The following is a 14,388-nucleotide window of genomic DNA, read 5'->3' on the forward strand; positions in this document are numbered from 1 at the left end:
GGGCACCACGTTGTCGAGGGTGTAGCAGCCGCCGCGGGAGATGGGCTGCACGCAGTCCCGCTGGAGCACGCCGTCACCGCCCCCGCAGTAGGCGCACCCGGCCCACAGCTCGCGCAGCGCCTGCCACTGCTGGTCGGTCAGGTCGTTGTCAGCCGCCGCGACACGCCTCCGCCGTCGCCGGTCCACCCGCGCCCGACGTGAGCCCGCCGCCACCGTTCCTCCCGCCGTCCGCGGACGCGTCAGGCGAGCGCGCCGTCGCGGACGGTGACCGTGCCGCCGTACACCGTGTGCACGACCCTCGAGGTCAGCGTGCGCTCGTGGTACGGGTTGTTGCGCGAGAGTGACACCGACTCGGCCCGGTCGACGGTGACCTGGGCGGTCGCGTCGACGAGCGTCACGTGGGCCGCGTCGCCGGGGGCCAGCTGGCCGCCCTGACCCTCCAGGCCGGCGATGGCGGCGGGCGTGCGCGACATGACCCGGGCGACGTCGTTCCAGTCGAACTCGTCGTCCATGACCGTGCGTACGACCGACAGGGCCGTCTCCAGGCCGAGCATCCCGAACGCCGCGTCGACGAACGCGTGCTCCTTGTCGTGCCGGGCGTGCGGGGCGTGGTCCGTGGCGACCGCGTCGATGGTCCCGTCGGCGAGACCCTCACGCAGGGCGCGGACGTCCTCGTCGGGGCGCAGCGGCGGGTTGACCTTGTACACCGGGTCGTAGCCGGTGAGCAGGTCGGTGGTCAGCAGCAGGTGGTGGGGCGTCACCTCGCAGGTCACGTCGATGCCCTGCGCCTTGGCCCAGCGGATGACCTCGAGCGAGCCTGCCGTCGAGACGTGGGCGACGTGCACCCGCGAGCAGGTGTGGCGCGCCAGCATCACGTCTCGGGCGACGATGACCTCCTCGGCCACGCCCGGCCACCCGGGCAGACCCAGCTGTCCGGAGACCTCGCCCTCGTGGCAGCAGGCGGTCGGACCGGCCAGCGACGGCTCCTGCGAGTGCTGGGAGACGACTCCGCCGAACGCCTTGACGTACTCCAGTGCGCGCCGCATGACGCGCGCGTCGTGGACGCACCTGCCGTCGTCGGAGAAGACGCGGACCTTGGCCCGCGACCGGGCCATCAGGCCGAGCTCGGCGAGCTCCTCGCCGGCCAGCCCCTTGGTCACCGCACCCACGGGCTGCACGTCGACCAGTCCGGCCTCGCGGCCCAGGTCCCACACCCGGAGCGCGGCCTCAGCCGTGTCGGTGACGGGGTTGGTGTTGGCCATCGCCAGGACGGCGGTGTAACCACCGACCGCGGCGGCCCGCGAACCCGTGAGCACGGTCTCGGCGTCCTCACGCCCGGGCTCGCGCAGGTGGGTGTGGAGGTCCACCAGGCCCGGCAGCGCGACGAGCCCGTCGGCGTCCAGCACCTCGACGTCGCCCGGAGCGGCGCTGGCCGCAGCCGTACCGACCTCGACGATGGTGCCGTCGACGACGAGCAGGTCTGCCCGTTCCTGGCCGAACAGCGACGCTCCCTTGATCAGCAGGCTCACGCGCTGGTCTCCTCTCCGGCAAGCAGGTGGTAGAGCACGGCCATGCGCACGGCCAGGCCGGAGGAGACCTGGTCGAGGATGACCGACTGGGCGGCGTCGGCCGCGTCCGCGGCGATCTCCAGGCCGCGGTTCATGGGACCGGGGTGGCAGATCGGGACGTCGGGGCCGAGGACGGCGAGCCGGTCCCGGGTGAGGCCGTACCCGACCGTGTACTCGCGCGAGGTCGGGAAGTAGCCGCCCGACATCCGCTCGCGCTGGACCCGCAGCATCATCACGGCGTCGGCGGTGGGCAGGACCTCGTCGACGTCGTACGAGGTGTGGAAACCGGCAGACTCGGCCCACGGGCCGATGCCGCTCGGCATCAGCGTCGGCGGTGCGACCACGGTGACCTCGGCGCCCAGCATGCCGAGCAGCTTAACGTTGCTGCGGAAGACACGGCTGTGGGTGAGGTCCCCGACGATCGCGACGTGACGGCCCTCGAGCGACCCGAGCCGCTGCTGCAGCGTGTACGCGTCCAGCAGCGCCTGGGTCGGGTGCTCGTGCATCCCGTCGCCAGCGTTGACCACGGCGGCGTCCACCCACTGGCTCACCTGGTGCGCTGCACCGCTGGCGGAGTGCCGGATCACGAGACCGTCCACGCCCATCGCGCAGACGGTCATGACGGTGTCCCGCAGGCTCTCACCCTTGGAGGTCGAGGAGCCCTTGGCGGAGATGTTGATGACGTCGGCCGACAGCCACTTGCCGGCGATCTCGAAGCTCGACCGGGTGCGCGTGGAGTCCTCGAAGAAGAGGTTGACCACGGTGCGGCCGCGCAGGGCCGGCAGCTTCTTGACCTCGCGCCGCTGCACGTCGTGCATGTCGGCGGCCGTGGCGAAGATCTGCTGGACGGTGCCGACGTCGAGGTCGTCGACGGAGAGGAGGTTCTTCACGAGATCGTCACCTCGTCGGTGCCGTCGAGCTCGGCGACGCGGACGCTGACGCGCTCGCTGCGGGCGCTGGGCAGGTTCTTGCCGACGTGGTCGGCGCGGATGGGCAGCTCCCGGTGACCGCGGTCGACCAGGACCGCGAGGCGTACGGCTGCCGGCCGGCCGAGGTCGGCCAGCGCGTCCAGAGCGGCGCGGATCGTACGACCGGAGAAGAGCACGTCGTCGACCAGGACGACGACCTTGTCGTCGATGCCCCCGGCCGGGATCTCGGTGCGGTGCGAGCGTCGGGTCGGCTGCTTGCGCAGGTCGTCGCGGTACATGGTGACGTCGAGCTCGCCGACGGCGACCTCCACGCCCTCGACCGCAGCGATGCGCTCGGCGATCCGGCGGGCCAGGGGCACACCACGGGTGTGCAGCCCCAGCAGGACGAGGTCGGAGGCGCCGCGGTTGCGCTCGAGCAGCTCGTGGGAGATGCGGGTCAGCGCCCGGGAGACGTCGCGGGCGTCGAGGACCGTACGTGCACCCTGCGGGTCGGTCGACTGGGTGGGGTCGGGTGCCCCGGACCCCTGGTCGGGGGTCGGTTCGGTGGTGGCATCGGGCATACCGGCGCCGGACCTCCTTCTCCGCCTCACAGGACGGCTCGTTAAAGGATGTCTGTCGCAGCGAAGACTACTTCACCGTGCAGGCGCTGCCCCAGCCAGCCGTCGTGCGTCGTTGTGACGAAGTCTGACGTGTTGTGGGGGTTGCAACGGCTACAACGTGACGAAGTCCCCGCCTGGGCGGGGACTCCTGCGACGCGTGGGACGGAAGGGACGTACGCCGCCCGGCGCCCTCACTTCTCCAGGATCGCCACCACTCCCTGCCCGCCGGCGGCGCAGATCGAGATCAGGGCGCGCCCCGAGCCCTTCTGGTCGAGCAGCTTGGCGGCGTTGGCGAGGATCCGTCCGCCGGTCGCGGCGAATGGGTGCGCGGCGGCCAGGGAGGAGCCGTTGACGTTGAGCTTGTCCCGGTCGATCGGGCCGAGCGGGGCGTCGAAGCCGAGGCGCTCCTTGCAGAAGACCGGGTCCTCCCAGGCGGCCAGCGTCGAGAGCACCTGGGAGGCGAACGCCTCGTGGATCTCGAAGAAGTCGAAGTCGGCGAACGTGAGGCCGTTGCGCTCGAGCATGCGCGGCACCGCGTACGCCGGCGCCATCAGCAGGCCCTCGTGACCGGTGACGTGGTCGATCGCGGCGGTCTCGGAGTCGACGAACCAGGCCAGGACGGGCAGGTCGTGGGCGGCGGCCCACTCCTCGCTGGCCAGCAGCACCGCCGAGGCCCCGTCGGAGAGCGGGGTGCTGTTGGCGGCGGTCATCGTCGCCGCCTCACCCTTGCCGAAGACCGGCGTGAGGGTGGCGAGCTTCTCGGTGCTGGAGTCGGCGCGCAGGTTGTTGTCCCGCTCGACACCGCGGAACGGGGTGACCAGGTCATCCTGGAACCCCTCGTCGTACGACCGGGCGAGGTTGTGGTGCGAGCGGACGGCGAGCTCGTCCTGGGCCTCACGGGTGATCTTCCACTCCAGTGCGGTCAGGGCGGCGTGGTCCCCCATCGACATCTTCGTGCGGGGTTCGGAGTTGCGCGGCAGCTCGAGGCCGATGTCACCGGGCCTGATCTGGCCGAGCGCGACGAGCTTGCCCTTCGTGTCGCGGGCGGCGTTGACCTTCATCAACTTCTTGCGCAGCTTGTCGCTGATCGCCACGGGGGCGTCCGAGGTGGTGTCGCTGCCCCCGGCGATGCCGGAGTCGATGCTGCCCAGCGCGATCTTGTTGGCCACGTGGATCGCTGCCTGGAGCCCGGTGGCGCAGGCCTGCTGGATGTCCGTGGCGGGCGTCGTGGGGTCGAGCTTGGATCCCAGGACGCACTCACGGGTGAGGTTGAAGTCGCGGGAGTGCTTGAGCACCGCACCGGCGGCCACCTCCCCCACCGCCTCACCGGCCAGGCCGAAGCGCTCGACCAGTCCGTCGATGGCGGCGGTGAGCATCTCCGAGTTGGAGACTCCCGCGTAGACCGAGTTGGAACGGGCGAACGGGATCCGGTTGCCGCCGAGGACGGCGACGCGACGGGTCTGGGCCTGCATGTGTTCTCCTGCAGTTGGTGTCCGGGCGCCGCGCGTGAGTGCCTGCGGCGGCTTCTCTGGCCACCATACTGACCGGTAGCCATGCTCGTGGGAACGGGTTGAGGCGCGCGTCACGAGTCGTAGACTCATAGTTTCACACTGAGTTACAACATGTCGGACGCCCATCGGCTGCCACCGCGGCAGCCGGGGACCGACGAGGAAGAGGCCCCTCATGACCGACCGCTACCAGTCCTTCGTCTCCAGCCCCGTCGGCAAGCTTCTGGTGAAGAACCTGGGGCTGCCCAACCCGGTCCGGCTGGACCGCTGGCGCGACGGCGCCCCGCTGGTCGACGGCACGGTCGTCACGGGCGGCACGGGCCGGCTGACCGTCGCCGTCGAGGACTCGCTCGACGGGTTCGGGGTCGCGCACACCACCGACCTGGGCGAGCAGGACCGGGCCAAGGCCCTGGTGTTCGACGCGAGCGGGCTCACGGACCCGGCGCAGCTGGTCGCGCTCCAGGAGTTCTTCACCCCGCTCATGCGCCGCCTGGACAGCTGCCCCCACCTGGTCGTGCTCGGCACCCCGCCGGAGGAGCTCTCCGGCAACGCCCGGATCGCCCAGCGGGCCCTGGAGGGCTTCACCCGGTCCCTGGGCAAGGAGGTGGGCCGCGGCGGCACCTCGCAGCTCGTGTACGTCTCCGAGGGCGCCGAGTCCCGGATCAGCTCCACGCTCGCGTTCCTGGTCTCCCCCAAGTCGGCGTACGTCTCGGGCCAGGTCGTGCGGATCGGGACAACCGGCCTCGGCGTCGACGTCGAGACCGACTGGCGTCGGCCGCTCGAGGGCAAGGTCGCCCTCGTCACGGGCGCCAGCCGCGGCATCGGCGAGCAGATCGCGCGGGTGCTGCACCGCGACGGCGCGAGAGTGGTCGGGCTCGACGTGCCGCAGGCCGCCAGCGAGCTGCAGGCGCTGGCACGTGAGCTCGACGGCGACCACCTCGTCCTCGACATCACCGCTCCCGACGCGCCGCAGCGCATCGCCCACCACCTGCGTACCGAGCACGGGGGCGTCGACGTCGTCGTCCACAACGCAGGCATCACCCGCGACAAGAAGCTCGCCAACATGGACGCGGCGCGCTGGGACTCCGTGATCGCGGTCAACCTGAGCGCCCCCGAGCGGATCACGCGAGAGCTGCTCTCCAGCGGCACCGTCAACGCCAACGGCCGCATCATCGGGGTCGCCTCCATCGCAGGCATCGCCGGCAACGTGGGCCAGACCAACTACGCCGCGTCCAAGGCCGGCGTGATCGGCCTCGTCGACTCGCTCAAGGGCGAGCTCACCGACGCGATCACGGTCAACGCGGTGGCACCCGGCTTCATCGTCACGCAGATGACCGCGGCCGTCCCGTTCGCCACCCGCGAGGTCGGCCAGCGCCTCAACGCGATGTCGCAGGGCGGCCTGCCGGTCGACGTGGCCGAGACCATCGCCTGGTACGCCGACCCCGCCTCCAGCGCGGTGAACGGCAACGTGGTCCGCGTCTGCGGCCAGATGATGCTGGGAGCCTGAGGTGGCCACGACGGTGCTGTCCTCCACGCCGGGCGGCGTCGGTGGACTCGTACGGCTCGCGCTGCCGTCCGTGCCGCTGGTCAACCGGCTCCCCGGGGTCCGCAAGGAGCGCGGCTTCACGCCGCTGTCCTTCGCCCTCCCGGCCCGCCGGGCGGACCACGCCCACGTCGAGGCGTACGCCCGGGTGTGCGGGTTCCCCACCAAGGACACGCTGCCCGTGACGTACCCGCACCTGCTCGGCTTCGGCCTGCACGCGGCCGTGATGTCCTCCCCGGAGTTCCCGTGGCCGGCGATCGGGCTGGTCCACCTGTCCAACGCCATCACGACCCACCGACCGATCGGCGTCGAGGAGTCGCTGGCCGTGCAGGTCGACCTCGGCCAGCCCCGCACCCACCCCAAGGGCACGCTCCTGGACTTCGTCACGCAGGTCTCGAGCGGCGACGACGTGGTCTGGGAGTCGACCTCCACGTACCTGCGGCGCGGGCCGAGCGGCCCACCGCGCAACGACGTGCCCCGCGAGGAGCGCCCGACCCCGGCACCCGCCACCGGGCTTCCCTGGAAGCTCCCGGCCGACCTGGGACGCGAGTACGCCGCCGTGTCGGGCGACCACAACCCGATCCACCTCTACCCGGTGACCGCGAAGGCGCTCGGGTTCCCCCGCCAGATCGCCCACGGCATGTGGAGCAAGGCGCGCTGCCTGGCCGCCGTCGAGAACCGTCTCCCGGACGCGTTCACCGTCGACGTCGCCTTCCGCAAGCCGATCCTGCTGCCGAGCACCGTGCTGTGGCACCACGAGACCGCCGGCGACGAGCAGCATTTCAGGTTGTCGCGCAAGGACGGCGCGGAGCACCTGACGGGGACCGTCACGCCGGCCTGAGGCCGGCCAGGCTCAGCCAACGGGCTGAAGTCTCGACAGGCTCAACCAGCGGTGGTTCTCAGCGGGCGCGGCCGAAGACGGTCGTGACCAGTCGGGTGCGCGCGGCGCCGGGGGCGCGGGGTACGAGCTGGGTGAAGGTGGCGGTGCTGGGGGTCCAGGTGCCGACGTCGTCGATCCCGTCGCCGTTCCAGTCGCCCACCACCGGCAGGTCCCCGGGGGCGCCGGCGGCCACGGTCCTGGTCGAGACCGTGCCGGCCGCGTCGACCGTGCGCAGCGTGAACGCGCCGGTCGTCGTGTCGTACACGCCGACGTCGTCGATCCCGTCGCCGTCGAAGTCACCCGTGACGGGCAGGTCGGCCGCCGTCCCCAGCTTGACCGCTCGGACGGTGCCGTCGGCCTGACGCAACCGGAAGGTGCCCGTACCCGGGCGGTGCACCCCGAGGCGGTCGACGCCCGAGCCGTCCCAGTCGCCGCTGATCGGACGGTCGAGTCGCAGGCCGAACGTGGTCCGCGCCGTCGCGGCAGCCGTACGCGTCCGGAAGACCCTGGTCCGCGGGTTGCGGACCCCGAGGTCGTCCACGCCGTCGCCGTCGACGTCGGCGAGGAAGGGCTCCTCGACGGAGGAGCCGAACGTGACGGCCTGCTCGCCGGCCGCCGTCAGGAACGCAAACGACCCCGTCGCGTTGCGCCGGTAGACGCCCACCTGGTCCACCCCGTCACCGTCGAGGTCACCGGCCAGCGGGACGTCGAGGCAGTTCGCCGAGGCGATGGAGCCCCAGCGGAAGGCGACGCCACCGAACGCCGGCGCCACGACGGTACGACCGAGCTTCTGCTCGTAGTGCAGGTGCGGTCCGGTCGAGTTGCCCGAGCTGCCCAGCACCCCGATGACGGAGCCCTGCTCGACGTACTGCCCCGGCACGACCAGCACCTTCTTGAGGTGGGCGTACAGCGTGGACACGGAGCCGCCGTGGTCGAGGACGATCCACCGGCCGTACCCGCCCTTGGGCGTGGCCTGGGCCGTCGTCACGCGACCGGACGCCGAGGCGACCACGGGACTGCCCTCGTCGTTGGGACGGTTGAAGTCCACCGAGTAGTAGCTCGGGCTGTGCGAGGAGCGGGTCGAGCCCACCCAGCTCTGGCCGCACGGGAACGGGACCTGGAGCCCCGGGAGCACGGTCTTGCGGGCCGTGGCACGGGCCACGGCCGTGGAGTTGTGCCGCTCGCTGACCCGCATCGGGTCGGAGCTGTCGCTTCGCTCCTTGTCGGAGGCCACGGCCGGTCCCGTGACCAGGAGCGAGCCCACGACGAGCAGGGCTGCGACAGGGGCGAGCCAGGGGCGGTGGGTGGTGCGCACGTGGGTCCTCCGGGTCATGGGACGACCCGGGAACGTACGTCACACGAGTCACAGAAGTGCCCAACCGTAAACACGCGACACGCCGAATGTCACATGTTCCGCTGAACTACACCGCTGTAATGCTAGGCGACGTCACTTCTTGACGCGGATCAGGCCCTCCTGGACCACCGAGGCCACGAGGTCCCCGCTCTCGTCGAAGACGCGCGCCGTCGTGAAGCCCCGGCCACCCGTGGCTCGCGGCGAGACCTGGTCGTAGAGCCACCACCGGTCAGCGCGGAACGGCTTGTGGAACCAGATCGAGTGGTCCAGCGAGGCGGCCTGCAGGTCCGGCGACGAGGGCGTACGACCGTGCAGCACCAACGACGAGCCCAGCAGGGTCAGGTCGCTCGCGTACGCGAACGCGGCCTGCTGCACGACCGTGTCCTGCGGCAGGTCACCGGCGATCCGGATCCACATCTGGGCCCGCGACGGACGGTCGAGGTCCTCGGGGAGCCCGTGCCGTGAGGTGCCGACGTAGCGCACGTCGAGGGCCGCCCAGTCGCGGTCCCAGTCGCCGTCGGGACCCTGCGCCGTGGCGAGGATGTCCTTGATGTCGACGGCGTCCTGCGGGGGCACGACCGACGGCATCCGGTCCTGGTGCTCCAGCCCGTCCTCGGGCACCTGGTGGTTGGTCGCGAGGGTGAAGATGATCCGCCCGTGCTGACGCGCCGACACCCTGCGGGTGGCGAAGGAACGGCTGTCCCGCAGGCGCTCCACGTCGTAGATGATCGGCACCGCGGTGTCGCCGGGGTGCAGGAAGACCGAGTGCATCGAGTGGAGCACGTAGCGCGGGTCGACCGTCTTGGCCCCCGCCAGCAGCGCCTGGGCGGCCACCTGACCACCGAACACGCGCTGGCGTTCGGTGACCGCCTGACGCCCGCGGTAGAGGTCGAGGTCGAGGCGCTCGAGCTCGAGCAGCTCGAGGAGCTCCGCTGCGGAGGCCGGCACCTCAGTTCCCCTCGCCCGGCTCGCCGAAGCCGGCCGCCTGGTCATCGGGGCCGTCCGGCCCCAGCCCGGCGAGGAACTGCTCGAACTGCAGGCCGATCTCCTCACCGGTGGGCAGCGGCTCCCCCTCGGCCAGCAGGGAGGCGCCCGCCTCCTCGGCCGAACGGAAGGTGTCGTACTGCTGCTCGAGGCCGCGGACGACGTCGGCCACGTCCTCGTGGGTCTCCAGGTACTCGTCGATCTCGGTCGCGGTGATCCGCGCGGCGTCGCGCAGCTCGGTGAGGTCGATCGTGAGCCGGCCCCCGATCTCGAGGTTCTCCAGCAGGTCGACGGCGGCCTGCGGGTACTCCATCTGCGCGAGGTAGTGCGGGATGTGCGCCACGAAGCCGAGGGCGTCGTGCCCCCACTCCCCCAGACGGACCTCGAGGACGGCCTGGGCGCTGGCCGGCACGCGCAGCTCGCCCTGCCACGGGCTGCGGCCGTGGACCAGCTCGTGACGGTTGCCGTGCGGGGTGATCGCCACCGGCCGCGTGTGCGGGACGGCCATCGGCACCGCGCCCAGACCCACGACGCGGTCGACCCCGAACCGCTCGACGACCTCGCGCACGGCGCGCGCGAACCCCTCCCACCGGATGTCGGGCTCGGGGCCGTGCATGAGCAGGTACGGCGTGCCGCCCGTGTCGCGCAGGGCACGGACCACCAGCCGCGGCGACTCGTACGCGCCGTAGTGGTCGTGCATGAACGACATCGGTGGGCGGCGCGCGCGGTAGTCGTAGAGGGCGTCGATGTCGAAGGTCGCCACGACCTTGCCGTCGCCGATCTCCTCGAGGTGCTTGGCCGCCAGCTCGGCGGACTTGCCCGCGTCGAGGAACCCGCTGAGGACCACGACCATGGTCAGGGCACCTTCTCCGAGCAGCTCTTCGGCGTCATCGACGATGTGCACCAGACGTTCAACCATGAGCCCCAGCCTAGTGACCGGTCCAGCCGTGAGCGGACACACACCCCGAAGTCGGTCGAGGGTGCCTGTAATATCTGGTTACTGCGGAGTAACATCGCTCCGTCAGCACCGTCCCAGCCCCGTATCACTCAGGAGATACCGTGCCCCGTCAGCAGCGAGAGGTCGTCTTCGTAGACGGCGTGCGCACCCCGTTCGGCAAGGCCAAGGGCCAGTTCGCCGAAACCCGCGCCGACGACCTCGTCATCAAGTGCATCCGCGAGCTCATGCGCCGCAACCCCAACCTGCCGCCCGAGAAGGTCGACGAGGTGGCCATCGCCGCCACGACCCAGATCGGCGACCAGGGTCTGACCCTCGGCCGTACCGCGGCCCTGCTGGCCGGCCTGCCCACCACGGTGCCGGGCTACTCGATCGACCGCATGTGCGCGGGCGCGATGACCGCCGTCACCGCCGTGGCCGGCGGCATCGCCTTCGGCTCGTACGACGTCGCGATCGCCGGCGGTGTCGAGCACATGGGCCGCCACCCCATGGGTGAGGGCGTCGACCCCAACCCGCGGATCATCTCCGAGAAGATCGTGAACCCGGACGCGCTCGTGATGGGCAAGACCGCGGAGAACCTGCACGACCGCTACCCGAGCATCACCAAGGAGCGCGCCGACGCGTACGCGGTCGCGAGCCAGGAGAAGACCGCCGCGGCCTACGCCGCCGGCAAGATCCAGCCCGACCTGGTCCCGGTCGCCACCAAGTCCGCCGAGGCGGGCTGGGGTCTGGCCACCACCGACGAGGGCCCCCGCCCCGGCACCACCATGGAGTCGCTGGCCGGCCTGAAGACGCCGTTCCGCTCCCACGGCAACGTGAGCGCCGGCAACGCCTCGGGCATCAACGACGGCGCCACCGCCGCCCTGCTCGCCGACGAGGAGACCGCCAAGGCCCTCGGCCTGCCGGTCAAGATGCGCCTCGTGTCGTACTCCTTCGTGGGTGTGGAGCCGGAGTTCATGGGCGCCGGCCCCATCCCCTCCACCGAGAAGGCCCTCAAGCAGGCCGGTCTCACGATCGACGACATCGACGCCTTCGAGGTCAACGAGGCGTTCGCCGTCCAGGTCATCGCCTTCCTCGAGCACTTCGGCATCGCCGACGACGACCCGCGGGTCAACCCGTACGGCGGCGCCATCGCCATGGGCCACCCCCTGGCCTCCTCCGGCGTGCGGCTGATGAACCAGCTCGCGCGCCAGTTCTCCGAGCGGCCCGAGGTGCGCTACGGCATCACCACCATGTGCGTCGGCATCGGCCAGGGCGCCACGGTGATCTGGGAGAACCCGAACTGGAACGGCTCGTCCGAGGGAGACAACTGAGATGACTGACACCAACGTCCTCGAGCGCGCCCAGGCGCTGCTGTCCGACGGCGAGCGCGTGACCAAGGCGCTGCTGCGCAAGGTCACCCTGCCCGGCGGCGCGGGCGTGATGGGCCTCATCACGCTCGACAACGGCGAGGACCACACCAAGCCCAACACCTTCGGCCCGGGTTCGCTGCTCGAGCTCAACGCCGCCATCGACGCCGCCCTGGCGGACGACGAGATCACCTCGATCGGCGTCACCGGCAAGCAGTTCATCCTCGCCGCCGGTGCCGACCTGACCGCGATCCAGGGCGGCGGCCCCGACGCCGTCCGCACCGTCGCCGAGCTCGGTCACGCCGTGTTCCGCAAGCTCGGCGAGGGCGCCAACGGCACGCGCAAGCCGACCTTCGGCTTCATCAACGGCCTCGCGCTCGGCGGCGGCCTCGAGGTCGCGCTGCACTGCGACTACCGCACGGTCATGGACTCGGCTCCCGCCCTGGGGCTGCCCGAGGTCATGCTCGGCCTGATCCCCGGATGGGGCGGCGCGTGGCTGGTGCCCAACCTCGTCGGCGCCGACAAGGCCGTGACGCTGATGATCGAGAACCCGCTCAACAACGGCAAGACCGTGGGCGGCAAGGCGGCGTACGAGCTCGGTCTGGCCGACGCCGTGTTCAACGGCGCCGACTACCTCGAGCAGTCGCTGCTCTGGGCGGCCTCGGTCCTCACCGGCGAGACCACCGTGGAGCGCCCCGAGGTCGACCGCGGTGCCGGCTGGGACGCCGCTCTGCAGCGCGCCCAGGGCATCGTGCAGGCCAAGACCGGCGGCGCCTCGCCGGCCGCCCTCAAGGCGATCGAGCTCATCGCGGCCGCCCGCGACACGGACCGCAACACCGGTTTCGCGGCCGAGGACGACGCCCTCCAGGCGATGTCCCTGACGCCCGAGCTGCTGGCGAGCCTGTACTCGTTCGACCTGGTGCAGAAGCGCGCCAAGCGTCCCGCCGGTGCCCCGGACCGCTCCCTGGCGCGTCCGGTCACCAAGGTCGGCATCATCGGCGCCGGACTCATGGCCAGCCAGTTCGCGCTGCTCTTCGTACGCCGCCTCGAGGTGCCGGTCGTGCTGACCGACCTCGACCAGGCCCGCGCCGACAAGGGTGTCGCGTACGTCCACGCCGAGATCGACAAGCTGCTCGCCAAGGGCCGGATCACCTCCGACCTCGCCAACCGCCACAAGGCTCTGGTCACGGGCGCCGTGGCCGAGGGCGACAAGGAGACGCACCCCTTCGCCGACGCCGACTTCGTGATCGAGGCGGTCTTCGAGGAGATGGGCGTCAAGAAGAACGTCTTCGCAGCAGCGGAGAAGGTCGTCTCCCCCGAGACGGTGCTGGCGACCAACACCTCCTCGCTGTCGATCACCGAGATGGCGGCCGACCTCGAGCACCCCGAGCGGGTCGTGGGCTTCCACTTCTTCAACCCCGTCGCGATCATGCCGCTGCTGGAGATCGTCAAGGGCGAGAAGACCGACGACGCCACCCTGGCCACCGCGTTCGCGGCCGGCAAGAAGCTGAAGAAGACCACCATCCTGGTCAAGGACAGCCCCTCGTTCATCGTGAACCGACTCCTGGGCCGCTTCATGAGCGAGGTGGGTCGCGTCGTCGACGCCGGTACGCCGGTCGAGGTCGTCGACTCCGCGTTCGCAGGCATCGCCCCGATGCCGCCGTTCATGCTGCTCGGTCTGGTCGGCCCGGCCATCGCGCTCCACAACAACGAGACCCTCGTGGGTGCCTTCGGTGACCGCTTCTACGTCTCCCCCGCCCTCGAGCGCGTCGTGGAGGCCAAGAAGGCGGGCTACTACCTGCCCGACCTCACCATCGACCCCGAGGTGCTGGCGCTGGCGGAGAAGCCGGAGAACCCCGAGGTCCTCACGGCCGACGAGGTGCGCGACCGCGCCCTCACCGGTCTGGCCGAGGAGGCGCAGCTGATGCTCGACGAGGGTGTCGCCCTGGCTCCCCAGGACATCGACCTGGCCATGATCACCGGCGCCGGGTTCTCGTTCTGGAACGGCGGCCTGACCTTCATGCTCGACGTGAAGGGCTACAGCGAGAAGGCGAACGGCAAGCGGTTCCACTGATCGACCGCACAGCCTGAGGGCGCCCGACCTGGTGGTCGGGCGCCCTTGCGCGTTGTGGCCAAGCCCCACTCCTGCCTGGGACCTTCGGCCCTGCCCCGGCACCCCGTTTCCTCGGCATTTTCCGGCCAGCAGTGTTTCGTCGGAGTGTGGGGAGTGGGGCATGAACGTCTTCAGGAGCTACCGGTTGGCGGCCGAGACGGTGGTGATCGTGGCCATCCTGGTGCTGGCCCGCTGGGCCCTGTGGGAGATCGGCGTACCGGGGATGGACCCGTCGGTGCTCATGTCGAGCATCATCAGCGGTGGCGTCTTCGTCATGGGTCTCGTGGTGGCCGGCACCCTCTCTGACTACCGCGACGCCGAGCGCGCTCCCACCGACCTCGCCACCTCGCTGTACGCGATCCTGCGGGACAGCGAGGCGATCCACAAGGTGTGGGGCAAGCCCGACATGCCCCGCCTGTGCGAGCGGCTCATCGCCGTCGTGGCGGCTCTGCGGGCCGACATCAGCAACGGCAGCTCGCGGGAGTACCAGCAGGCCGTGGAGGACCTCACCGACTCCCTGCTGGAGATGGAGGAGACCGACGTCCCGGCGAACTACGTCGTCAGGATCCGCTCCGAGCAGGCCGCCCTGCGCAAGGCCGCCCTGCG

Annotated in this window: 13 protein-coding genes; 5 read left to right on the top strand and 8 right to left on the bottom strand. The window is 71.1% G+C overall.

Going from position 1 to position 14,388, the window contains the following annotated elements; genetic code table 11:
• From ACI379_RS03855 to ACI379_RS03875, 5 genes are all read right to left on the bottom strand, one after another.
• Window positions 1-186, bottom strand: a 186-nt coding sequence (locus ACI379_RS03855) for an HNH endonuclease (protein ID WP_439790743.1), incomplete at its 3' end; no start/stop codon positions are given.
• Window positions 187-239: 53 nt separating this feature from the next.
• Window positions 240-1,529, bottom strand: a complete 1,290-nt coding sequence (locus ACI379_RS03860) for a dihydroorotase (RefSeq protein ID WP_439790744.1) — start codon at window positions 1,527-1,529, stop codon at window positions 240-242.
• The gene (locus tag ACI379_RS03865) at window positions 1,526-2,458 is read right to left on the bottom strand and encodes an aspartate carbamoyltransferase catalytic subunit (RefSeq protein WP_439790745.1); all 933 of its coding nucleotides are present in this window, start codon (window positions 2,456-2,458) and stop codon (window positions 1,526-1,528) included. The genes ACI379_RS03860 and ACI379_RS03865 overlap by 4 nt, the downstream gene beginning before the upstream one ends.
• Window positions 2,455-3,057: a bifunctional pyr operon transcriptional regulator/uracil phosphoribosyltransferase PyrR gene (gene pyrR / locus ACI379_RS03870; protein ID WP_439790746.1), complete on the bottom strand. Its 603-nt coding sequence runs from the start codon at window positions 3,055-3,057 to the stop codon at window positions 2,455-2,457. The genes ACI379_RS03865 and pyrR overlap by 4 nt, the downstream gene beginning before the upstream one ends.
• A gap of 230 nt (window positions 3,058-3,287) precedes the next feature.
• Window positions 3,288-4,568 carry an acetyl-CoA C-acetyltransferase gene (locus ACI379_RS03875; protein ID WP_439790747.1) on the bottom strand — a complete coding sequence of 427 codons (1,281 nt, stop codon included), beginning with the start codon at window positions 4,566-4,568 and terminating at the stop codon, window positions 3,288-3,290.
• Between the two features lie 211 nt (window positions 4,569-4,779).
• On the opposite strand from ACI379_RS03875, the gene ACI379_RS03880 reads away from it, so the two are divergent.
• Window positions 4,780-6,111, top strand: a complete 1,332-nt coding sequence (locus ACI379_RS03880) for a 3-oxoacyl-ACP reductase (protein ID WP_439790748.1) — start codon at window positions 4,780-4,782, stop codon at window positions 6,109-6,111.
• Between the two features lies 1 nt (window position 6,112).
• The gene (locus ACI379_RS03885) at window positions 6,113-6,988 is read left to right on the top strand and encodes a MaoC family dehydratase (RefSeq protein WP_439790749.1); all 876 of its coding nucleotides are present in this window, start codon (window positions 6,113-6,115) and stop codon (window positions 6,986-6,988) included.
• A 58-nt stretch (window positions 6,989-7,046) separates the two neighbouring features.
• Here the strand turns inward: ACI379_RS03885 and ACI379_RS03890 are convergent, their stop codons facing one another.
• The 3 genes from ACI379_RS03890 to ACI379_RS03900 all read right to left on the bottom strand — a co-directional run bounded on the left by ACI379_RS03890 (window position 7,047) and on the right by ACI379_RS03900 (window position 10,284).
• Window positions 7,047-8,360, bottom strand: a complete 1,314-nt coding sequence (locus ACI379_RS03890) for a M23 family metallopeptidase (RefSeq protein ID WP_439790751.1) — start codon at window positions 8,358-8,360, stop codon at window positions 7,047-7,049.
• Window positions 8,361-8,474: 114 nt separating this feature from the next.
• A complete protein-coding gene (locus ACI379_RS03895) occupies window positions 8,475-9,329 on the bottom strand; it encodes an acyl-CoA thioesterase (protein ID WP_439790752.1) in 855 nt (284 codons plus the stop codon).
• Between the two features lies 1 nt (window position 9,330).
• Window positions 9,331-10,284, bottom strand: coding sequence for a PAC2 family protein (locus ACI379_RS03900; protein ID WP_439790753.1), 954 nt, complete (start codon window positions 10,282-10,284; stop codon window positions 9,331-9,333).
• 140 nt (window positions 10,285-10,424) lie between these two features.
• Between ACI379_RS03900 and ACI379_RS03905 the strand changes: the two genes are divergently transcribed.
• From ACI379_RS03905 to ACI379_RS03915, 3 genes are all read left to right on the top strand, one after another.
• Complete coding sequence (locus tag ACI379_RS03905; protein ID WP_439790754.1) at window positions 10,425-11,633, top strand: thiolase family protein; 1,209 nt, start codon at window positions 10,425-10,427, stop codon at window positions 11,631-11,633.
• Window position 11,634: 1 nt separating this feature from the next.
• On the top strand, window positions 11,635-13,743 hold the full coding sequence (locus ACI379_RS03910; RefSeq protein ID WP_439790755.1) for a 3-hydroxyacyl-CoA dehydrogenase NAD-binding domain-containing protein: 2,109 nt from the start codon (window positions 11,635-11,637) through the stop codon (window positions 13,741-13,743).
• 160 nt (window positions 13,744-13,903) lie between these two features.
• The coding region (locus ACI379_RS03915) for a hypothetical protein (protein WP_439790756.1) at window positions 13,904-14,388 on the top strand (485 nt) is incomplete at its 3' end.

The organism is Nocardioides sp. (genome assembly GCF_051876515.1).
GTDB lineage: Bacteria > Actinomycetota > Actinomycetes > Propionibacteriales > Nocardioidaceae > Nocardioides.

Excerpts from the sequence above, each read along its gene's own strand:
- ACI379_RS03910 (WP_439790755.1), top strand. The coding sequence starts at position 11,635 with ATGACTGACACCAACGTCCTCGAGCGCGCCCAGGCGCTGCTGTCCGAC.
- ACI379_RS03890 (WP_439790751.1), bottom strand. The coding sequence starts at position 8,360 with ATGACCCGGAGGACCCACGTGCGCACCACCCACCGCCCCTGGCTCGCC.
- ACI379_RS03880 (WP_439790748.1), top strand. The coding sequence starts at position 4,780 with ATGACCGACCGCTACCAGTCCTTCGTCTCCAGCCCCGTCGGCAAGCTT.
- pyrR (WP_439790746.1), bottom strand. The coding sequence starts at position 3,057 with ATGCCCGATGCCACCACCGAACCGACCCCCGACCAGGGGTCCGGGGCA.
- ACI379_RS03875 (WP_439790747.1), bottom strand. The coding sequence starts at position 4,568 with ATGCAGGCCCAGACCCGTCGCGTCGCCGTCCTCGGCGGCAACCGGATC.
- ACI379_RS03900 (WP_439790753.1), bottom strand. The coding sequence starts at position 10,284 with ATGGTTGAACGTCTGGTGCACATCGTCGATGACGCCGAAGAGCTGCTC.